Here is a 15,768-nt window from a genome sequence, read left to right on the forward strand (position 1 = left end):
TGACCGACAGCGCGGTGGTCTGAACAGGCAATACCTGTATCAGGCCATCGCCGCTAACGTGACTGATTGATTGCGGGGAGAGTCCATCGTTGAGGACGCCCCGTTAAACCACTTTTTTAGAGGTAACAGAGAACATGCCCGCACCGATACGATACGTACAGGACAGTCCTTACTTCCCGCCGGAAGTGGATGTGGTGGTGATCGGCGCCGGTATTGCCGGAGCGGCCGCCGCCTACGAGCTGGCCAAAAAAGGCGTCAGCGTGGTGCTGATTGAAAAGGGCCTGGTCGGCGGCGAACAGTCGAGCCGCAACTGGGGCTGGTGCCGTCAGCAGAACCGCGACGAGCGCGAGCTGCCGCTGATCATTTATGCCCTACAGCGCTGGGATGAGCTGGCGGGTGAAACCGGCGAAGAGCTGGGTTTCCGCCGCAGCGGGCTGGTTTACGCCTCCCGTAATCAGGACGATATCAACGCCTGGGAAAAGTGGAACCAGATGGCGAAAACCTACGGCTTCAGCAGTGAAATTCTCACCGCCGCCCGTGCCAAAGAGATGACGCCGGGCAGCACCACCGCCTGGCTGGGCGGCGTGCATTCGCCGACCGACGGCCACGCCGAACCGTCGCTGGCGGCACCCGGCCTGGCCATTGCCGCGCAGAAGCTCGGCGCGAAAGTGTTTCAGCAGTGCGCGGTGCGCGGGCTGGATATTTCCGGCGGGCGCGTTAGCGGCGTGTGGACCGAGCGCGGGCTGATTAAAACCGGCCGGGTGATCTGCGCGGGCGGGGCCTGGACCTCAATGTTCTGCCGCCGCCACGGTATCGATCTGCCGCTCGGCAACGTGATCGGCACTGCGTTCCGCACTAAACCGATTGAGCAGGCGATTGCGCTGCCGCTGTATACCCCGGGCTTCGCCTGTCGCCCGCAGATGGACGGCAGCTACACCATGTCGGTCTCCGGCCGTGGTCGTCTGGAGCCGGGCGCACAGGGGCTGCGCTATGCCCGCCAGTTCTATCCGACCTTCAAGGCGCGGCGCAAAAACCTGACGCTTAATCTGGGCCTCAGCCCGTTCTTCAACGGCCCGGAAGCGTTCGGCCGCTGGCAGATGGACGGCACCTCGCCGTTTGAAAAAATCCGCATTCTCGACCCGCGCCCGGATATGGCGATGGTGCAGGAAGGCATCGACGCCATGCGTAAAGAGTACCCGGCGATGGGCAAAATCCAGCTGGAACAGGCGTGGGGCGGCATGATTGACAGCACGCCGGACGCGGTGCCGGTCATTTCTCACGTCGGTAAACTGCCGGGGCTGATTATCTCGGCGGGCTACAGCGCGCACGGCTTCGGTATCGGGCCGGGGGCAGGCCGCCTGGCTGCCGATCTTGCCAACGGCGATACACCGATTGTGGATGCGACCCCGTATCGCTATGAGCGACTGGTTGACGGTTCCGGCCTTAACGCGCCGGGCATGATGTAAGGAACGACGATGACAATTGAATTCGTAGCGATGAATGAAACCCATCTGGATGCCGCCTTTGCGCTGACCCAGAGACTCAAGTGGCCGCACCGCCGCGCCGACTGGCAGCAGGCGCTGCTGCTGGGGGAAGGGATCGTGGCGCAGGAAAATGGCGAAGTGATTGGCACCATCCTCTGCTGGCGCTGGGGGCGTGACTATTCCACCCTTGGGCTGGTGATCGTTGACGATGCCCAGCAGGGCCGCGGCATTGGCCGCCAGCTGATGCAGATGGGAATGGATAAACTGGCGGGCAGCAACATTCGCCTGCACGCCACCGAAGCGGGTAAGCCGCTGTATGAAAAACTCGGTTTTGTTGCCACCGGGCACATTGAGCAGCATCAGTGCCGCGAGCTGCCGATGGTTAGCGCCCCGGCCTGCGCGCCCGGCCAGCGGCTGCGTGCTGCGGCACCTCAGGATGCCGCACTGCTGACCGCGCTGGACCGCCAGACGCTGGGCCAGCATCGTCCGCTGCTGATTGCCAACCTGCTGGACAGCGCCGAGCGTTTCCTTGTATTGGAAGAGAACGGTGCGCCTGCCGGTTTCGCCTGCCTGCGCCGCTTCGGTCACGGCTATGCGATTGGTCCGGTGGTGGCCCGCAGCGCACAGAGCGCGAAGGCGCTGATCGGTGAACTGCTCAGCGGCGTCAGCGGCCAGTTTGTGCGCATCGATACCGATCGTGCAACGGGCCTGGGGCCGTGGCTGAACGAGCTGGGGCTGGGGGAAGTGGACGCCCCGGTCACTATGTATAAAGGGGACGTCTGGCAGCCGGAAAGCGGCGGCATGCAGGCGTTCGCGCTGATGACGCAGGCGATGGCGTAATGAATATTGTTTATAAATCGGAGCCCGAACGCGGCCGTAAGTGGGCCTCTCTGCTGGCGGAACTGGCACCCGGTGCCAGCTTCCGCCAGTGGCCGGAGGTAGGTAACGCCGAAGAGGTGGAGTACCTGGTGGCCTGGCAGCCGCCGGAAAACATCATGCAGCAGTTTCCTAATCTGAAGGTGCTGTTCTCGGTGGGTGCCGGAGCGGATCAGTTTGATTACGCCAGCCTGCCGCCGTCACTGCCGGTGGTGCGGATGATCGAGCCGGGACTGACGCAGGGGATGGTGGAGTACGTGACTTTTGCCGTGCTCGGCCTGCACCGCGATATGCCGCGCTACCTGCAACAGCAGCGCGAGGAAATCTGGCAGGCGCACAGTATGCGATCCGCTGCCGACTGCCGCATCGGCGTGATGGGGCTGGGCAACCTCGGCGAGGCGGTGCTGAAACCGCTGGTGGCGATGGGCTTTGACTGCGGCGGCTGGAACCGCAGCCCGCGCGATCTGCCCGGCGTCCGCTGCTGGACCGGTGAAGCGCAGCTGAGTGAGTTCCTGGCGCGCACCGATATTCTGATCTGCCTGCTGCCGCTGACAGCCAGTACCGAAGGCATTCTGAACGCCGACCTGTTCCGCCAGCTGCCGCGTGGTGCTTCGCTGGTTCAGGTGGGGCGGGGACCTCAGCTCGATCACGACGCACTGCTGGCTGCGCTGGATGAACAGCATCTGGCGGCGGCGGTCATCGACGTTACCGTTCCCGAGCCGCTGCCCGCCGGGCATCGCTTCTGGCAGCATCCGCAGATCTGGCTGACGCCGCATATCGCCAGCCAGACCCAGCCGGAAAGCGCCGTGGTTGCGCTGCTGGAGAATATTCGCCGCTTTGAACGCGGAGAAACCATGGTCGGCCTGGTCGACCGGGAAAAAGGATACTGATATGGACATTTCTCAGCTGGTCGCGCTGCGCCGCGATCTGCATATTCACCCTGAACTGGCCTACAACGAGCACCGTACCGCGGCTATCGTCGCCGAATTCCTGGAGGATCTGGGTATTGAGGTGCATCGCGGTATCGGTAAAACCGGGGTGGTGGGCGTACTGAAGCGCGGCAGCAGTACGCGTGCAATCGGCCTGCGTGCCGATATGGATGCGCTGCCGATGAACGATCTCGGCAGCCAGCCGTGGAAAAGCCAGACGGCGGGCGTCTGCCACGCCTGCGGCCACGACGGCCATACGGTGATGCTGCTGGGTGCCGCCGCGCAGCTGGCCGCGAATCCTGATTTTGACGGCACGGTGAATTTTATCTTCCAGCCGGCGGAAGAAGGGCAGGCCGGGGCGAAGGCGATGATCGAAGACGGTCTGTTTACCAGATTTCCCTGCGATGCGGTCTACGCCATTCATAACTGGCCGCAGCTGCCGCTCGGCGTGGTGCAGACCCGACCCGGGCCGATTATGGCGGCCGGAGATGCGTTCAGCATTACCGTTCACGGTGGCGGCGGGCATGCCGCGCAGCCGCAGCTGACGCCGGATACCCTGCTGGCGACCAGCGAGCTGGTGGTGGCGCTGCATACCATCGTCAGCCGCAACCTCGACCCGTGCGATCCGGCTGTGTTAACCGTGACGCGGATCAACGGCGGTTTCTCGCACAATATGATCCCGGCGGAAGCCACGCTCAGCGGCACGGTGCGCGCCTTTGACAGCGCAGTGCAGGACACCATTGAACGCCGCATGCATGAACTGGCCGCCAGTGTGGCCGCCGCGCACTGTCTGACGGCAACGGTGAAATACGAGCGCTACTATCCGGCAACCATTAACAGCGCTGAAGAGGCGGCGGTGGCATTACGCGCTGCGCGTCGGGCGGGGCTGGAACACGGCGAAGCGGTAAAACCTGCGCTCACCTCGGAAGATTTCTCCTTTATGTTGCAGGCGAAACCGGGGGCATATCTGTGGCTTGGCTCCGCCGACAGCCGCCCGCTGCATCATTCAGAATATGATTTTAACGATGCGCTGATCCCTTATGGCATTCGCTGGTTCCGTGCCGTTGTTCAGGAAACGCTCGGCGTAAAAATATAACCGACAGATTAGCCCGAATTACGAAAGTTAATGCTGCTGCCGGTCCATCAACGGCAGCTTACCCCCATGGCTTATTGCGATACTTGGCAAATACAATTTTCACGTCAAAGAGGCAAAGAAATGCATAATTTACTGGCTGAGCAGCAGACATTTTCTGATAACGCACTGTTACTGGATACCCGCGCAGAGAACGTTCCGCGCGGCGTAGTAACCGCACACCCGATTGTGATTGCCAAAGGCAAAGGATCGGAAGTGTGGGATGTGGAAGGAAATCGCTATTTAGATTTCGTTGGTGGTATCGGCGTATTAAACGTTGGCCACAATCACCCGGCGGTAGTGAATGCCGTTACCGAACAGCTGCAGCTGGTTTCCCACGCCTGTTTCCAGGTGGCTGCCTATCCGGGCTATATCGAACTGGCAAAGCGCCTGAATAAATTAGTCGGTGCCGGTGAAGAATTTAAAAGCGTATTTTTCACCAGCGGTGCAGAAGCCGTAGAAAATGCGGTGAAGATTGCCCGCGCACACACTAACCGCCCTGGCGTGATTGCTTTTGACGGTGCCTTCCACGGTCGTACGTTATTAGGCGTGACCCTGACCGGGATGAGCCAGCCGTATAAACAGAACTTCGGTCCGTTCCCGGGCGATGTTTACCGCGTGCCGTTCCCGAATGCCTTCCACAATATTTCCGAAGCGGACTGCTTAAAGGCGCTGGATACCCTGTTCGCGGTGCAGATCCTGCCGGAGCGGGTAGCGGCCATCATTATCGAACCGGTGCAGGGCGACGGCGGCTTCCTGGCGGCGTCCCCGAGCTTTATGCAGGCGCTGCGCGAAATCACTCAACGCCACGGCATTCTGCTGATCTGCGATGAAGTACAGACCGGCTTTGGCCGTACCGGCAAGATGTTTGGTTTCCAGCACACCGGTATTGTGCCGGATCTGGTGACCGTGGCGAAAAGTCTTGGCGGCGGCCTGCCGATTTCCGGCGTGGTCGGTAAAGCGGCGATCATGGACGCACCGACACCGGGTGGCCTGGGCGGCACCTACGGCGGTAACGCGCTGGCCTGCGCGGCCTCGCTGGCGGTACTGGATCTGCTGGAACACGACAACCTGCTCGAGCGCTCCAACCAGCTTGGTGAACACCTGAATGCGCGCCTGCGCCAGCTGGCGGATAAATACGCCTGTATCGGCGAAGTGCGTGGCATCGGCTTTATGCAGGCGGTGGAAATCATCGATTTCGAAACCGGGCAGCCGGATGCGGCGCTGACGCAGAAAATTCTGGATTGCGCCTGCCAGGAAGGCCTGCTGTTAATCAAGTGTGGTCTGCATCGCAATACCGTGCGTTTCCTTGCGCCGCTGGTGACCAGTGATTCGCAGCTGGAAGAAGCGCTGCATATCTTTGATATTGCACTGGCTCGTGCAACGGGTCGACTGGGCTGAACGACAGTTCCTCATTGATATTATTGTATTTATTGATAATAACGGCTGGATGGTATGGCACGGTAAATCGCTGGCGTAAGTTGCAGAAAGCGTGCTATACCATTGGAAATTACCTGAAATATCTGACGCGCAGAACATCCTACTGCGCGGTGGATAGGGAAGGGTTGTGACAATGTAGTAACAATGAGGGCGGTTATGAACGGCTTAATGAAACTGGACCGTATCGACATCAACATTCTGGTGCAGCTGCAAAAAGATGGCCGTATCAGCAATGTGAATCTTGCCGATGCCGTTGGGCTGTCGCCCAGCCCCTGTCTGCAGCGCGTCAAGCGCCTGGAAACCGCCGGGTTTATCACCGGCTATGAAGCCCACATTAATCTGACCAAGATTACGGATTCGGTGACGGTGTTTACCGAGGTGACCCTTTCCGGCCATCGTCGCGAAGATTTTATGAAGTTTGAGAACGCTATCCGCGAGGTTGATGAGCTGATGGAGTGCCATCTGATCACCGGCGGTTATGACTATCTGTTAAGGTTTATCACCCGCAGTATTGAGCATTATCAGGAAGTGATAGAAGGGTTGCTGGATGCGAAGGTGGGGATTGATAAGTACTTTAGTTATATTGTGATTAAGTCACCGATTATGAAAAGCAGCGTGCCGTTGCGTTCGCTGATTACGCGTCATACACAGGTTGAGTTTTGATTTGGCTGATTGGCTGGTTAGCTGGTTAGCTGCGGCATGGGTGGCAGGGCTTCGGCCTCTGCGGCTGCCGGGCGGTCCTCGCGCCGCTTTGCGGTGCCTTCGGTTACGGCATCCGGCCGCACGGATCGGCGAAGACGTGTCATCCCTGACCCGACTTCGCCTGCCGCCAACTTCCCTGTTGGCGGCTCCTGGCCAGCTGCCTACACCTGAGTGCTGCGGATTGCCCGCCAGCCGCAGAGGCCGATCCCCCTCGAAGTGTGTGCTTGCTGCTTTTGTTGCTGGTTCTGATGCGCAAGTCTGGCTGGCAGTGGCAGAAAGCTGGCTTCTCCGGTTCCACTCTCATTGCTGTGAAATGAATAAAAGCAATCAGCATGTACCAGCCAGATTGGCAACCCTGCTTTGTTTTATCTCGCGTTAAACTGATGAATATAATTCTGCATCTTTTTTGTGATACTTAGTGGCGATGTTGCGAGGCATCGCTCTTTTGTCACTTCTTGCGTTTGTCGCTTTCATCTACACGGCGTACACTGAACAACGGATAGATTTTAAGTTGAGGTTTTTATGCGTTCAGAACATTGCCAGGAAGATATGAGTGTTATTAGCAATGCCCTTGCTGCCGTAACCTCGGGTTTTTCTCGTGTTCAGCTGGTCGCATCTGGACCTAAACATATTGTAAAACATCACGCTTTCCGTCGGTTACGCGGTTCGTTAACAACTAAATATACTGGTTTCAGGGTTCAGGATCATATAGGTCTGAACGCATTTTTCGTTCACGAGAACGAGGTTGCGGCTCATCTGAACGGGATTGAAAATGAACTTGCGGAGCTGACATCCAGGAATGTCAGGTTAACTCACTCTGTTCATGATTGGAGTGCAGAAAAAATACGTGAGAACTTTGGAAAAAGTCGCTACGAGGACTTGAAGAACGTTGATCTCACCGTACGTGGTTTAGAAGGCTATGTTAATAAACTTATTCGTGATGCCAGTCGACCACACCCTTATCTGAAACGCCTGAGCGATTCGATCACCGAATACCGAATAGCCATTTCTGATTTGCTGATGATTCTGGATCAGTGTTTTAGCAATGTTGAAATTTCTGACTCACAAACGGGATTAATTGACGTGAATCTGTTCGCCAATTTCACCACATTCAACTGAGGTCACTCAATGAAGGTCACATGGAATTGTGACAGCCACGCCAGATTCCTCGAGCCGGTATTTGGGATAATGCCGGGTCTGAAAGACTCCTTACTACGCGATTTCATCGCCTTCAAAGGTTTTGGTACATTTCCGGATGTATTTGGAAAAGATGGCCCTTACACGGCACCGGATGCCATCGTTTCATCGCGCGTTTACCACGTTCACCTCCTGCTTACCAAAGAGGAAAGAACACGTTCTCGTAATCGGTACAACCGCACAAGCGATCGCGCACTGAATTATACCCAGCACGCGAAGTTTCAGGATATTTACAGCCTGTTGGCTATCTTCCCTCAGAACGCTCATTCGCTAGCCAAAGACATAAAAATTATGGCTGATATAGCATTCCATGCTCAGGCGTTTCAAACGCTTGAAAATCCGTAAGTACCCTATTTCTTCTTATTCAGCATCGACTTCAGATCGGCAAACGGATTGTAAGTGGCCTCACCGACATCTTTTTGCGCATCTTCACCCGCTACTACCGTGGTGCCGTACTGGTCTGCTTCGGTGTACTTCGAGTGCTCGTGATCGTGGCAGTACAGGCACAACAGCTCCCAGTTGCTGCCGTCTTCCGGGTTATTGGTATGATCGTGATCGATGTGATGAACCGTCAGTTCGCGCAGGTTGGAATAGACAAACTCGCGTGAACAGCGGCCGCAGACCCACGGATAAATTTTGAGTGCTTTCTCACGGTAGCCGCTTTCCAGCCGCGCGTAGTTTTTAGGGATAAAAGCCATTGCCGATGTTACCTGTGATAGAACGATGAATTCAGAATAGTGCCGCCAATATACCTCATTATTGAGAGTAAGGATAAATGAAGTATGCCGTACGAACCCTGATTTTAATGACCTTCACCAGAGTCCGTAATGCCTGAACTTCAGTTTCGATAATTCGGTAAAGTGATGAACCCTGATTCCTGGCAGCAGGATAAAAAATAAGTATCCAGCGTAAAAATGTCACGTGGTGAAACAGATGACGGCAGCTATGGAAGTTTCGTAAGGTGGCAAACAAGGTAAATGAAAAGAGGAGGCCATCATGAGCAGATTTCAGGGCAAACGCATTCTAATCACCGGCGGGAGCAGCGGTATGGGGTTGGCCGGCGCGCTGCGCATTGCCAGCGAAGGAGGGCAGGTGGCTATCACCGGTTTGAATGAAGATCGCCTGGCGAAAGCCCGCAGCCTGTTACCGGGCAACACGCTGATCCTGAGAAATGATGCCGCCGATGAAGAAGATATCGCTGCGCTGGCGGCGGCCGTCAGCGAGTGGGGATCGCTGGACGGACTGTGGCTGAATGCCGGTTACGCGGAGGTAGGTGCGCCGGAGTCCGTTACGGCCGATGGTTTTAACCGGATGATGAATGCCAATGTTCGCGGGCCGATGCTTCAGTTAGCTGCACTGTCCGCCTCACTAAATCCTGGCGCATCCGTCCTGGTTACCTCGTCATCTTCGGTTTATGAAGGCGCGGCGATGACCAGTCTGTATGCTGCGACCAAGGGCGCAACGGTGGCGATGGTGAAAAGCTGGGCCGCTGCGCTGGCCGCGCGCAATATTCGGGCGAATACGCTGGTTCCCGGCCCGATTGAAACCAATTTCAGGCACTTTATGCCGGAGGAGTCCCGCCAGCAGTTTGAGGATTTCGTGGTCAGCCAGGTACCGCTGCGGCGGGCAGGGACAGCAGAAGAAGCCGCCGCCGTCGCGCTTTTCCTGCTATCCGACGACGCTTCTTACGTGACCGGAAGCCAGTACGCGGTGGATGGCGGCCTGGTGCATTACTGACGTAACGTCTGATTTTATGCCGCATCAGACTTAAGTATTTGTATTTACGCCGTTTGCGATAAACACTTAGTAGAACCTGAACGCGATCCCCTGCATCAACTATCTCTGATATCCATTCGGCAGAAATTATTTTTAGCATTCCGCCATTCGCCAGCGGTGGCTATTTAAATAGTTTTATCTTAATAACGCCGCAGCAGAGAATGCCACTTTTACAGCCATTTCTGTAACCCGTACCAATATATTCTCTCCCAGTGCAGATCAGGCGATCGAGAAAGAGAGTTAAAATTCAGAGATGTGAAAATTTCAATTGAAAAAGTTTACCGATGTTATTAGTTGGTGGTTGTCGATTGATTTTCGGATTTTTCAGGAATTTTTATTCTGGAGTAAGGATTTTGTAAAAATTATACTGTTTCGCTGAAAATAACGTTAAATATTGTAAGGAATACAATGAAAAAGCTACTCCTCTGCGGCATGGTTCTACTCTCTACATCCTGCGCTGATTTCCAGCAGACCGTTGGCGAAAAAATGAAAGCGGTCAATGCGGCGCTCAATACCAATAGCACCAGCACCACCGGTACGCAAACCACGGCCTCGGTAAAACAATCCGGTAAAATCACCAATGAACAGTGCAAGACCAGCATTGGTAAAAGCAGAACCTATTTCGAACAGATTCTGGGCTTTAAACTGAATGAATCTAATTCTTCTGGCTACACGTCATTCTCGGAAACTTACAATCTGCAAATTTCCGATCGTAAAGATCGTTTCGGCGGTAACTTTGCTATCTGCATCATCTCCATCGATCCGCAAACTAATAAAGTAACCACCTTCTCGATGCCGACATAATCTGGCCTCGGGTTTAATGACAAGGGGCGATATTCCTGCCCCTTGTAAGATGATTTACTTTCCAGCCGTTCACCCCGATATTTTCTGCTTCTGCTTCTGCTTCTGCTTCTGCGCCGACAACTAAAAAATCCATCCATGAACAATCGGTTTTATGCAGGCAACCTGGAAATCAAACAGCAGACGGATGGTGGCCCCAAAAGGGGCAATCCACAGCGCTGAACGGAAAGAGGAAGCCAGGATTTGGCCGCAGGGACGCGGCCAAAAAACACAGCCGGGGCAGGACGCCCCGTCTGTGTTGTTCCGACAGGCTGACGACTGAAGTGAAGGAATCGCGAAGCGACGCGAGGACCCGCCCCGTTGGGGACCACCACCCGCCAGCGTTATCGCAGTCACCACAGGCGACTAAGCCCTTTAAATTACAGACTCGATCCCCCATCAAATCGACAGGTGAATCGGTAGCTTACCAGCTCGTCTGGGGCCAACAACCGCCAGCGTTATCACAGTCACCACAGGCGACTAAACCCATTAAATTACAAACTCGATCCCCCATCAAATCGACAGATGACGCAGAAAATTTCCCCACCCCCCCGTAATTCCCCACAAAACGCCGTAGTCACCCCCCGTTACAAAAAAATCCCGCCGCCAAAAACCGTACACTCATTTTATCCCCACAAAAAACAGGTTAGGAGCCACCATGCTACAGCCGCTCGTTCCCATCATTGCCGAATGGCAGCGCGACGACTATCTGCTCAGCAGCGACCCAAAACGTCTGGATGTGGCATGGGTCCACCATCAACTTTCTGAAAACAGCTACTGGGCCAAAGGACAGCCGCTGGCGCAAACGCTGCGCGCCCTGGCGGGATCGCTCTGCTTCGGCATCTATCACCGGGGCCAGCAGGTGGGATTTGGCCGCTTGATCACTGACTACAGCCGCTTTGCCTACCTCAGCGACGTGATCATTGACCCGTCGCAGCGCGGCCACGGGCTCGGCGGCTGGTTTGCCGCCAGCATTTTGCAGCACCCTGAACTCAAAACCGTAAAACGCTGGATGCTGGCCACCGATGATGCCCATGAGGTGTATCGCCGCGCGGGCTGGCAGCCGGTGGAAAAGCCACAACGATTGATGGAATTCATTCCCACCCACCCAGAGGATCACACCGCATGAGTTACCGCGTTGGCGTCGATATTGGCGGCTCGTTCACCGATTTTGCCGTGCTGGACGAGCGAGATAACAGCATTCGAACGCTAAAAGTTCTGTCGCGACCCGACAGCCCCGGCAGCGAAATTACCACCGGCCTTGCCCAGTTCCGCGAGCGCGACGGCATCCAGCCGCAGGAAATCAGCGCGTTCACCCACGGCACCACCGTCGGCGTCAACGCGGTGATCCAGCGCAAAGGCGTGCGGCTGGCGCTGTTTGCCACCGACGGTTTCTGCGACGTGCTGGAACTGGCCCGCCTGAAGATCCCCCATATCCACGATCTGTTTTCACGCCGTCCGGCTCCGCTGATTTCCCGCGACCGGGTTTTCGCCATTCGTGAACGCACCGATCGTGACGGCCGGGTATTGCAGGAGGTCGACAGGCAAAGCGTGGTGGAGGCGATTGACGGCGCGCGGGCGGCAGGCTGCGAGGGGATCGTGGTTTCGCTGCTGCACAGCTATCGCAACGGCGGCAACGAGGCGCGGGTGCGGGAACTGGTCGCTGAGCTGGCACCGGATCTGCTGACTTCCTGCTCGGCGGAGATCTGGCCGATTATTCGTGAGTACGAACGCACCATCACCGCCGTGATCAACGCCTACGTGCAGCCAAAGGTCATCCACTATCTCGACTCGTTCGAGCGGGCGCTTAAAGAGATGGGCGTGCCTGTACCGCCACGCATTACCAAGTCCAACGGCGGAGTGATGGGGCTGGCACAGGCCAAAGCGGAATGCGTACAGATGGTGCTTTCCGGCACCGCTTCCGGGGTGATCGGTGCCAGCTATATTGCAGAAAACTGCGGCTTTGACCGTCTGCTAAGCCTGGATATTGGCGGCACCAGCGCCGATGTGGCGGTGATTATCGACGGTCGTCCGGAATACGGCAGCGGTGAAATTATCGGCGACTTCCCGATCTACATTCCGTCGGTTTCCGTCACCTCGGTGGGACAGGGCGGCGGCTCGATTGCCTGGATCGACAGCCTGGGTGTATTACAGGTTGGGCCGGACAGCGCGGGTTCACTGCCTGGCCCGGTCTGCTTCCGCCGCGGCGGCACCGAAGCCACCGCCACCGATGCCTTTGCCGCCTGCGGCATGATCGGCCATGGCGATCTCGGCTACAACGCGGTGCAGGTCGATGTAGCAGGGGCGCGGGCGGCGGTGCAGAAACTGGCCGAACCGCTGGGCATCAGCATTGAAGAGACGGCAGAAAACATTATCGCGCTGGCGATTTCCAGCATGTACAGCGACACCAGCGGGCTGATATCCCGCTTCGGCCTCGATCCGCGCGAGTTCTACTTCCTCGCATTTGGCGGTGCCGGGCCGATGATGGGCTGCTTCCTGGCGCGCGAACTGAAGCTGAAAGGCGTGGTAGTGCCGCCAACGCCGGGTGTGCTGTCAGCGCTGGGCGGGCTGGTCGCCGATATCAAAAACGACTTTATCAACACGCTTTACTGCGATCTGAACCCGGCTGCCAGTGCCGCACTGCATGATGCCAGCGGCGTGTTGCGCGATGAAGCCGAAGGCTGGCTGCAGCGCGAGTACGGCGGCGATCTGCCGTACCGGCTGAGCTTCTCTGCCGATATGCGCTATCGCGGCCAGTCGTTTGAAATCGACGTGGCGCTGGAGGAAGAATGGCTGCGGGCGGGTAATCTGGCCGCGATCCGTCAGGCTTTTGATGCCCATCACACCCGCCTGTTCGGCCACCACGATGAGCATGCGGCGGTACAGCTGATTAACCTGCGGCTGGTGTTGAGTTCGCCAACGCCGAAACCGCAGATGAAGCTGCTGGCCGCCGCCGAGGGTCCGGTGCAGGTACTGCGCCAGGTGGAAGCCTGGATCGACGGGCGCTGGTGGCAGGTGGATGTGGTTTCCCGCTCCACGCTGGCCGCCGGGCACCAGCTCACCGGCCCGGTTATCGTCGCGCAGGACGACTGCACCACCTGCGTACCGCCGCAGATGCAGGTCGACGTCGACCGCTTTGGCAACCTGATTATCACCCCCGTTTCCGGAGAACATCATGGCAATTGATGGCCGTAACCTGCAGATCCTCGCCAACTACTGTGCGGCCGCGGCCGACGCGATGGCGTTTACGCTGATGCGCACCGCGCATTCCACCTTTGTTAAAGAGACGGAAGATTTTTCCTGTCAGATCGTCAGCCGCGACGGGCTGGCCTTTGCCTCGCCGCGCAGCTTCGGCGCGCCCTGGTACAGTGGGATTGACTACGGCCCGGTGCTGGCGCTGATCGACGGCTATCAGGAAGGGGATATCTGTATCACCAATGATTCCTATGCCGGAAATGTGGCGACCCACTCGCCGGATATCCATATCTGGAAGCCGGTATTCCACCAGGGTGAAATCGTCTGCTTTGTGGTCGGCCATATTCATAACACCGACGTGGGCGGTGCGGTGCCTGCTTCACTGTCGCGCTCCCTGACCGAGATTGTGCAGGAAGGTATTCGCATTCCACCGCTGAAAATCATCAGCGGCGGCCAGATGAATGAGGCGGTAGCGCAGATCATGCGGCTGAACGTGCGTGCGCCGGATCAGAACTGGGGTGACTTCAACGCGCAGATTGCCTCGGTGAATATCGGCGAACGTAAGGTGCAGGAGATTATCGCCCGCTTCGGCATCGATGATTTCCTGACCGGTGTTGAAGGCATTCTCGACTACGCCGAGCAGCAGGCACGGTCGATTATCAGTACCATTCCCGATGGTGAATATTTCTATGCCGATTATGCAGACGAAGACGGTGAGGGGGGCTATCCGTGCCGCATCGCGATTACTCTGCGGATCAAAGGCGACAGTCTGGAGCTGGACTACACCGGCAGCGATCCGCAGTTGGCTTCATCGCTGAATATGCCCACCGGCGGCCGCGAGCGGCACCCGCTGGCGCTGGTTGGCGTGACCTATGTGCTGTCGACTCTTGACCGTTCCCTGCTGCTGAATGCCGGTACTCTGCGGCCAACACGCGCTATTCTGCCGTCGGGCACGATAATGAACTGTGAGGCACCGGCAGCGGTGGGAATGCGTTCGCTGACCTGCGCGATGTCGCAGATTGCCACCGTGGGGGCGTTTTCTCTGGCGATGCCTGACAGGCTGCCCGCTAACTCGCCGGGCGGTAATTCGATTATTAATATCCGTACCGTGGATGCGCAGAACCGAACCGTGGTGGCTTCACTTGGCCCGGTCGGCGGCGGTGCGGGCGGCACGCCAAAACACGACGGACCGGACGGTTCCGGCGGGCTGTCGGCGTTCCTGAAGAACACACCGATCGAGATCAACGAGGCCGAAGTGCCGGTGCGCTTCCATCGTTACGGGCTGGCGGCGGACAGCGCCGGTGCCGGGAAGTATCGAGGCGGGCTGGCCACGGAGATGGCGTTTGAGGTGTTCGCACCGAATACCACTATTACCGCGCGTAACCGCAACCGTTCGGTGTTTTCCTCCGCCGGTGTGGCGGGTGGGCGTGCGGGGAGCACTTCCTGGTTCCGCACCACGCGCCCCGACGGCAGCGTCATTGAGCACGGCAATACCGATGTCATTCACTGCGGGCCGGGAGATGTGGTGACGGTGAAAGGGCCGGGCGCGGGTGGTTACGGCGCGGCAAAAGATCGCGATGCGCAGGCGGTGCTGCGGGACGTGCAGTGTGGATTTCTCAGCGAGCAGGCGGCGCGCGAGCAGTATGGCGTGGTGGTGCAGCGCGGTGAAATCGATCTGTCTGCTACCGAAGCATTGCGGGCGGTAATGCCCGGTGCTGGCGATAAGCATTTTGATGTGGGGGCGGCGCGCGAAGGCTTTGAGGCGCTGTGGACGGAGGATCGCTACCGTCTGCTGACCGCATTCCTTGCCGAGCGGCCGGTGGTGTGGCGTCATTTCCTTAAGCATCAGGTATTTGCTGCGGTACAGAAGGGCGAGGGGAGCGATCTGCCGCTGGATGAGCAGATGGCGGTGCTGTTTGCCCGGCTGATGGCACAGTTTCCGGCGCTGAGTGCGGCATAGCGGGGGACCGTTTTGCCTGACAGTATCGGTGATAGCGCTGGCTGTTGTTGGTGCTGTCGGTCAGTCGCGGCGATCGCGCTGGCTGGCCGTGCCCCCGTCTGGTCCTGTCCTCGCGCCGCGATGCGGTGCCTTCACTGCGTGCGTCAGCCTGACGAACCGGCGCAGACGGGGCGTCCTGCCCCGGCTGCGCCTTTCCCCCGCGTCCATGCGGGGGAATCCTGGCTTCCTTTCTGCGTT

14 protein-coding genes are annotated in these 15,768 nt (G+C 57.8%); 13 read left to right on the forward strand and 1 reads right to left on the reverse strand.

The window, feature by feature from the left end:
- Positions 1–134 precede the first annotated feature (134 nt).
- The 8 genes from IBT46_RS25415 (at position 135) to IBT46_RS25450 (ending at position 8,105) form a co-directional block, all read left to right on the forward strand.
- Positions 135–1,466 (forward strand): FAD-binding oxidoreductase, encoded by a 1,332-nt coding sequence (locus IBT46_RS25415; RefSeq protein WP_200547930.1) that lies wholly within the window; start codon positions 135–137, stop codon positions 1,464–1,466.
- 9 nt (positions 1,467–1,475) lie between these two features.
- Positions 1,476–2,324: a GNAT family N-acetyltransferase gene (locus tag IBT46_RS25420; RefSeq protein WP_200547931.1), complete on the forward strand. Its 849-nt coding sequence runs from the start codon at positions 1,476–1,478 to the stop codon at positions 2,322–2,324.
- On the forward strand, positions 2,324–3,250 hold the full coding sequence (locus IBT46_RS25425; protein ID WP_200547932.1) for a glyoxylate/hydroxypyruvate reductase A: 927 nt from the start codon (positions 2,324–2,326) through the stop codon (positions 3,248–3,250). The genes IBT46_RS25420 and IBT46_RS25425 overlap by 1 nt, the downstream gene beginning before the upstream one ends.
- Before the next feature lie 7 nt (positions 3,251–3,257).
- Complete coding sequence (locus tag IBT46_RS25430; RefSeq protein WP_370569531.1) at positions 3,258–4,385, forward strand: M20 aminoacylase family protein; 1,128 nt, start codon at positions 3,258–3,260, stop codon at positions 4,383–4,385.
- 120 nt (positions 4,386–4,505) lie between these two features.
- Positions 4,506–5,822: a 4-aminobutyrate--2-oxoglutarate transaminase gene (gene gabT / locus IBT46_RS25435; protein ID WP_200547934.1), complete on the forward strand. Its 1,317-nt coding sequence runs from the start codon at positions 4,506–4,508 to the stop codon at positions 5,820–5,822.
- A gap of 195 nt (positions 5,823–6,017) precedes the next feature.
- Positions 6,018–6,524, forward strand: a complete 507-nt coding sequence (locus tag IBT46_RS25440; RefSeq protein WP_105594848.1) for an Lrp/AsnC family transcriptional regulator — start codon at positions 6,018–6,020, stop codon at positions 6,522–6,524.
- A 561-nt stretch (positions 6,525–7,085) separates the two neighbouring features.
- Positions 7,086–7,682 (forward strand): hypothetical protein, encoded by a 597-nt coding sequence (locus IBT46_RS25445; RefSeq protein ID WP_200547935.1) that lies wholly within the window; start codon positions 7,086–7,088, stop codon positions 7,680–7,682.
- A gap of 9 nt (positions 7,683–7,691) precedes the next feature.
- Positions 7,692–8,105, forward strand: a complete 414-nt coding sequence (locus IBT46_RS25450; RefSeq protein ID WP_200547936.1) for a type II toxin-antitoxin system YafO family toxin — start codon at positions 7,692–7,694, stop codon at positions 8,103–8,105.
- 5 nt (positions 8,106–8,110) lie between these two features.
- On the opposite strand, the gene yajD is transcribed toward IBT46_RS25450, so the two are convergent.
- Positions 8,111–8,458: an HNH nuclease YajD gene (yajD, locus tag IBT46_RS25455; protein WP_123329247.1), complete on the reverse strand. Its 348-nt coding sequence runs from the start codon at positions 8,456–8,458 to the stop codon at positions 8,111–8,113.
- Between the two features lie 298 nt (positions 8,459–8,756).
- Between yajD and IBT46_RS25460 the strand changes: the two genes are divergently transcribed.
- The 5 genes from IBT46_RS25460 (at position 8,757) to IBT46_RS25480 (ending at position 15,531) form a co-directional block, all read left to right on the forward strand.
- Entirely contained in the window at positions 8,757–9,497 is a 741-nt protein-coding gene (locus IBT46_RS25460; RefSeq protein WP_200547937.1) for an SDR family oxidoreductase, read from the forward strand.
- Between the two features lie 447 nt (positions 9,498–9,944).
- Positions 9,945–10,340 carry a hypothetical protein gene (locus tag IBT46_RS25465; protein WP_200547938.1) on the forward strand — a complete coding sequence of 132 codons (396 nt, stop codon included), beginning with the start codon at positions 9,945–9,947 and terminating at the stop codon, positions 10,338–10,340.
- Between the two features lie 694 nt (positions 10,341–11,034).
- On the forward strand, positions 11,035–11,505 hold the full coding sequence (locus tag IBT46_RS25470; RefSeq protein WP_105594854.1) for a GNAT family N-acetyltransferase: 471 nt from the start codon (positions 11,035–11,037) through the stop codon (positions 11,503–11,505).
- Positions 11,502–13,562 carry a hydantoinase/oxoprolinase family protein gene (locus tag IBT46_RS25475; RefSeq protein WP_200547939.1) on the forward strand — a complete coding sequence of 687 codons (2,061 nt, stop codon included), beginning with the start codon at positions 11,502–11,504 and terminating at the stop codon, positions 13,560–13,562. The genes IBT46_RS25470 and IBT46_RS25475 overlap by 4 nt, the downstream gene beginning before the upstream one ends.
- The gene (locus IBT46_RS25480) at positions 13,552–15,531 is read left to right on the forward strand and encodes a hydantoinase B/oxoprolinase family protein (RefSeq protein ID WP_200547940.1); all 1,980 of its coding nucleotides are present in this window, start codon (positions 13,552–13,554) and stop codon (positions 15,529–15,531) included. Before IBT46_RS25475 ends, IBT46_RS25480 begins: the two co-directional genes overlap by 11 nt.
- Positions 15,532–15,768 lie beyond the last annotated feature (237 nt).

The sequence above is a fragment of the Erwinia sp. S38 genome (assembly GCF_016624545.1).
In the GTDB taxonomy this organism is placed as follows: Bacteria; Pseudomonadota; Gammaproteobacteria; order Enterobacterales; family Enterobacteriaceae; genus Erwinia; species Erwinia coffeiphila.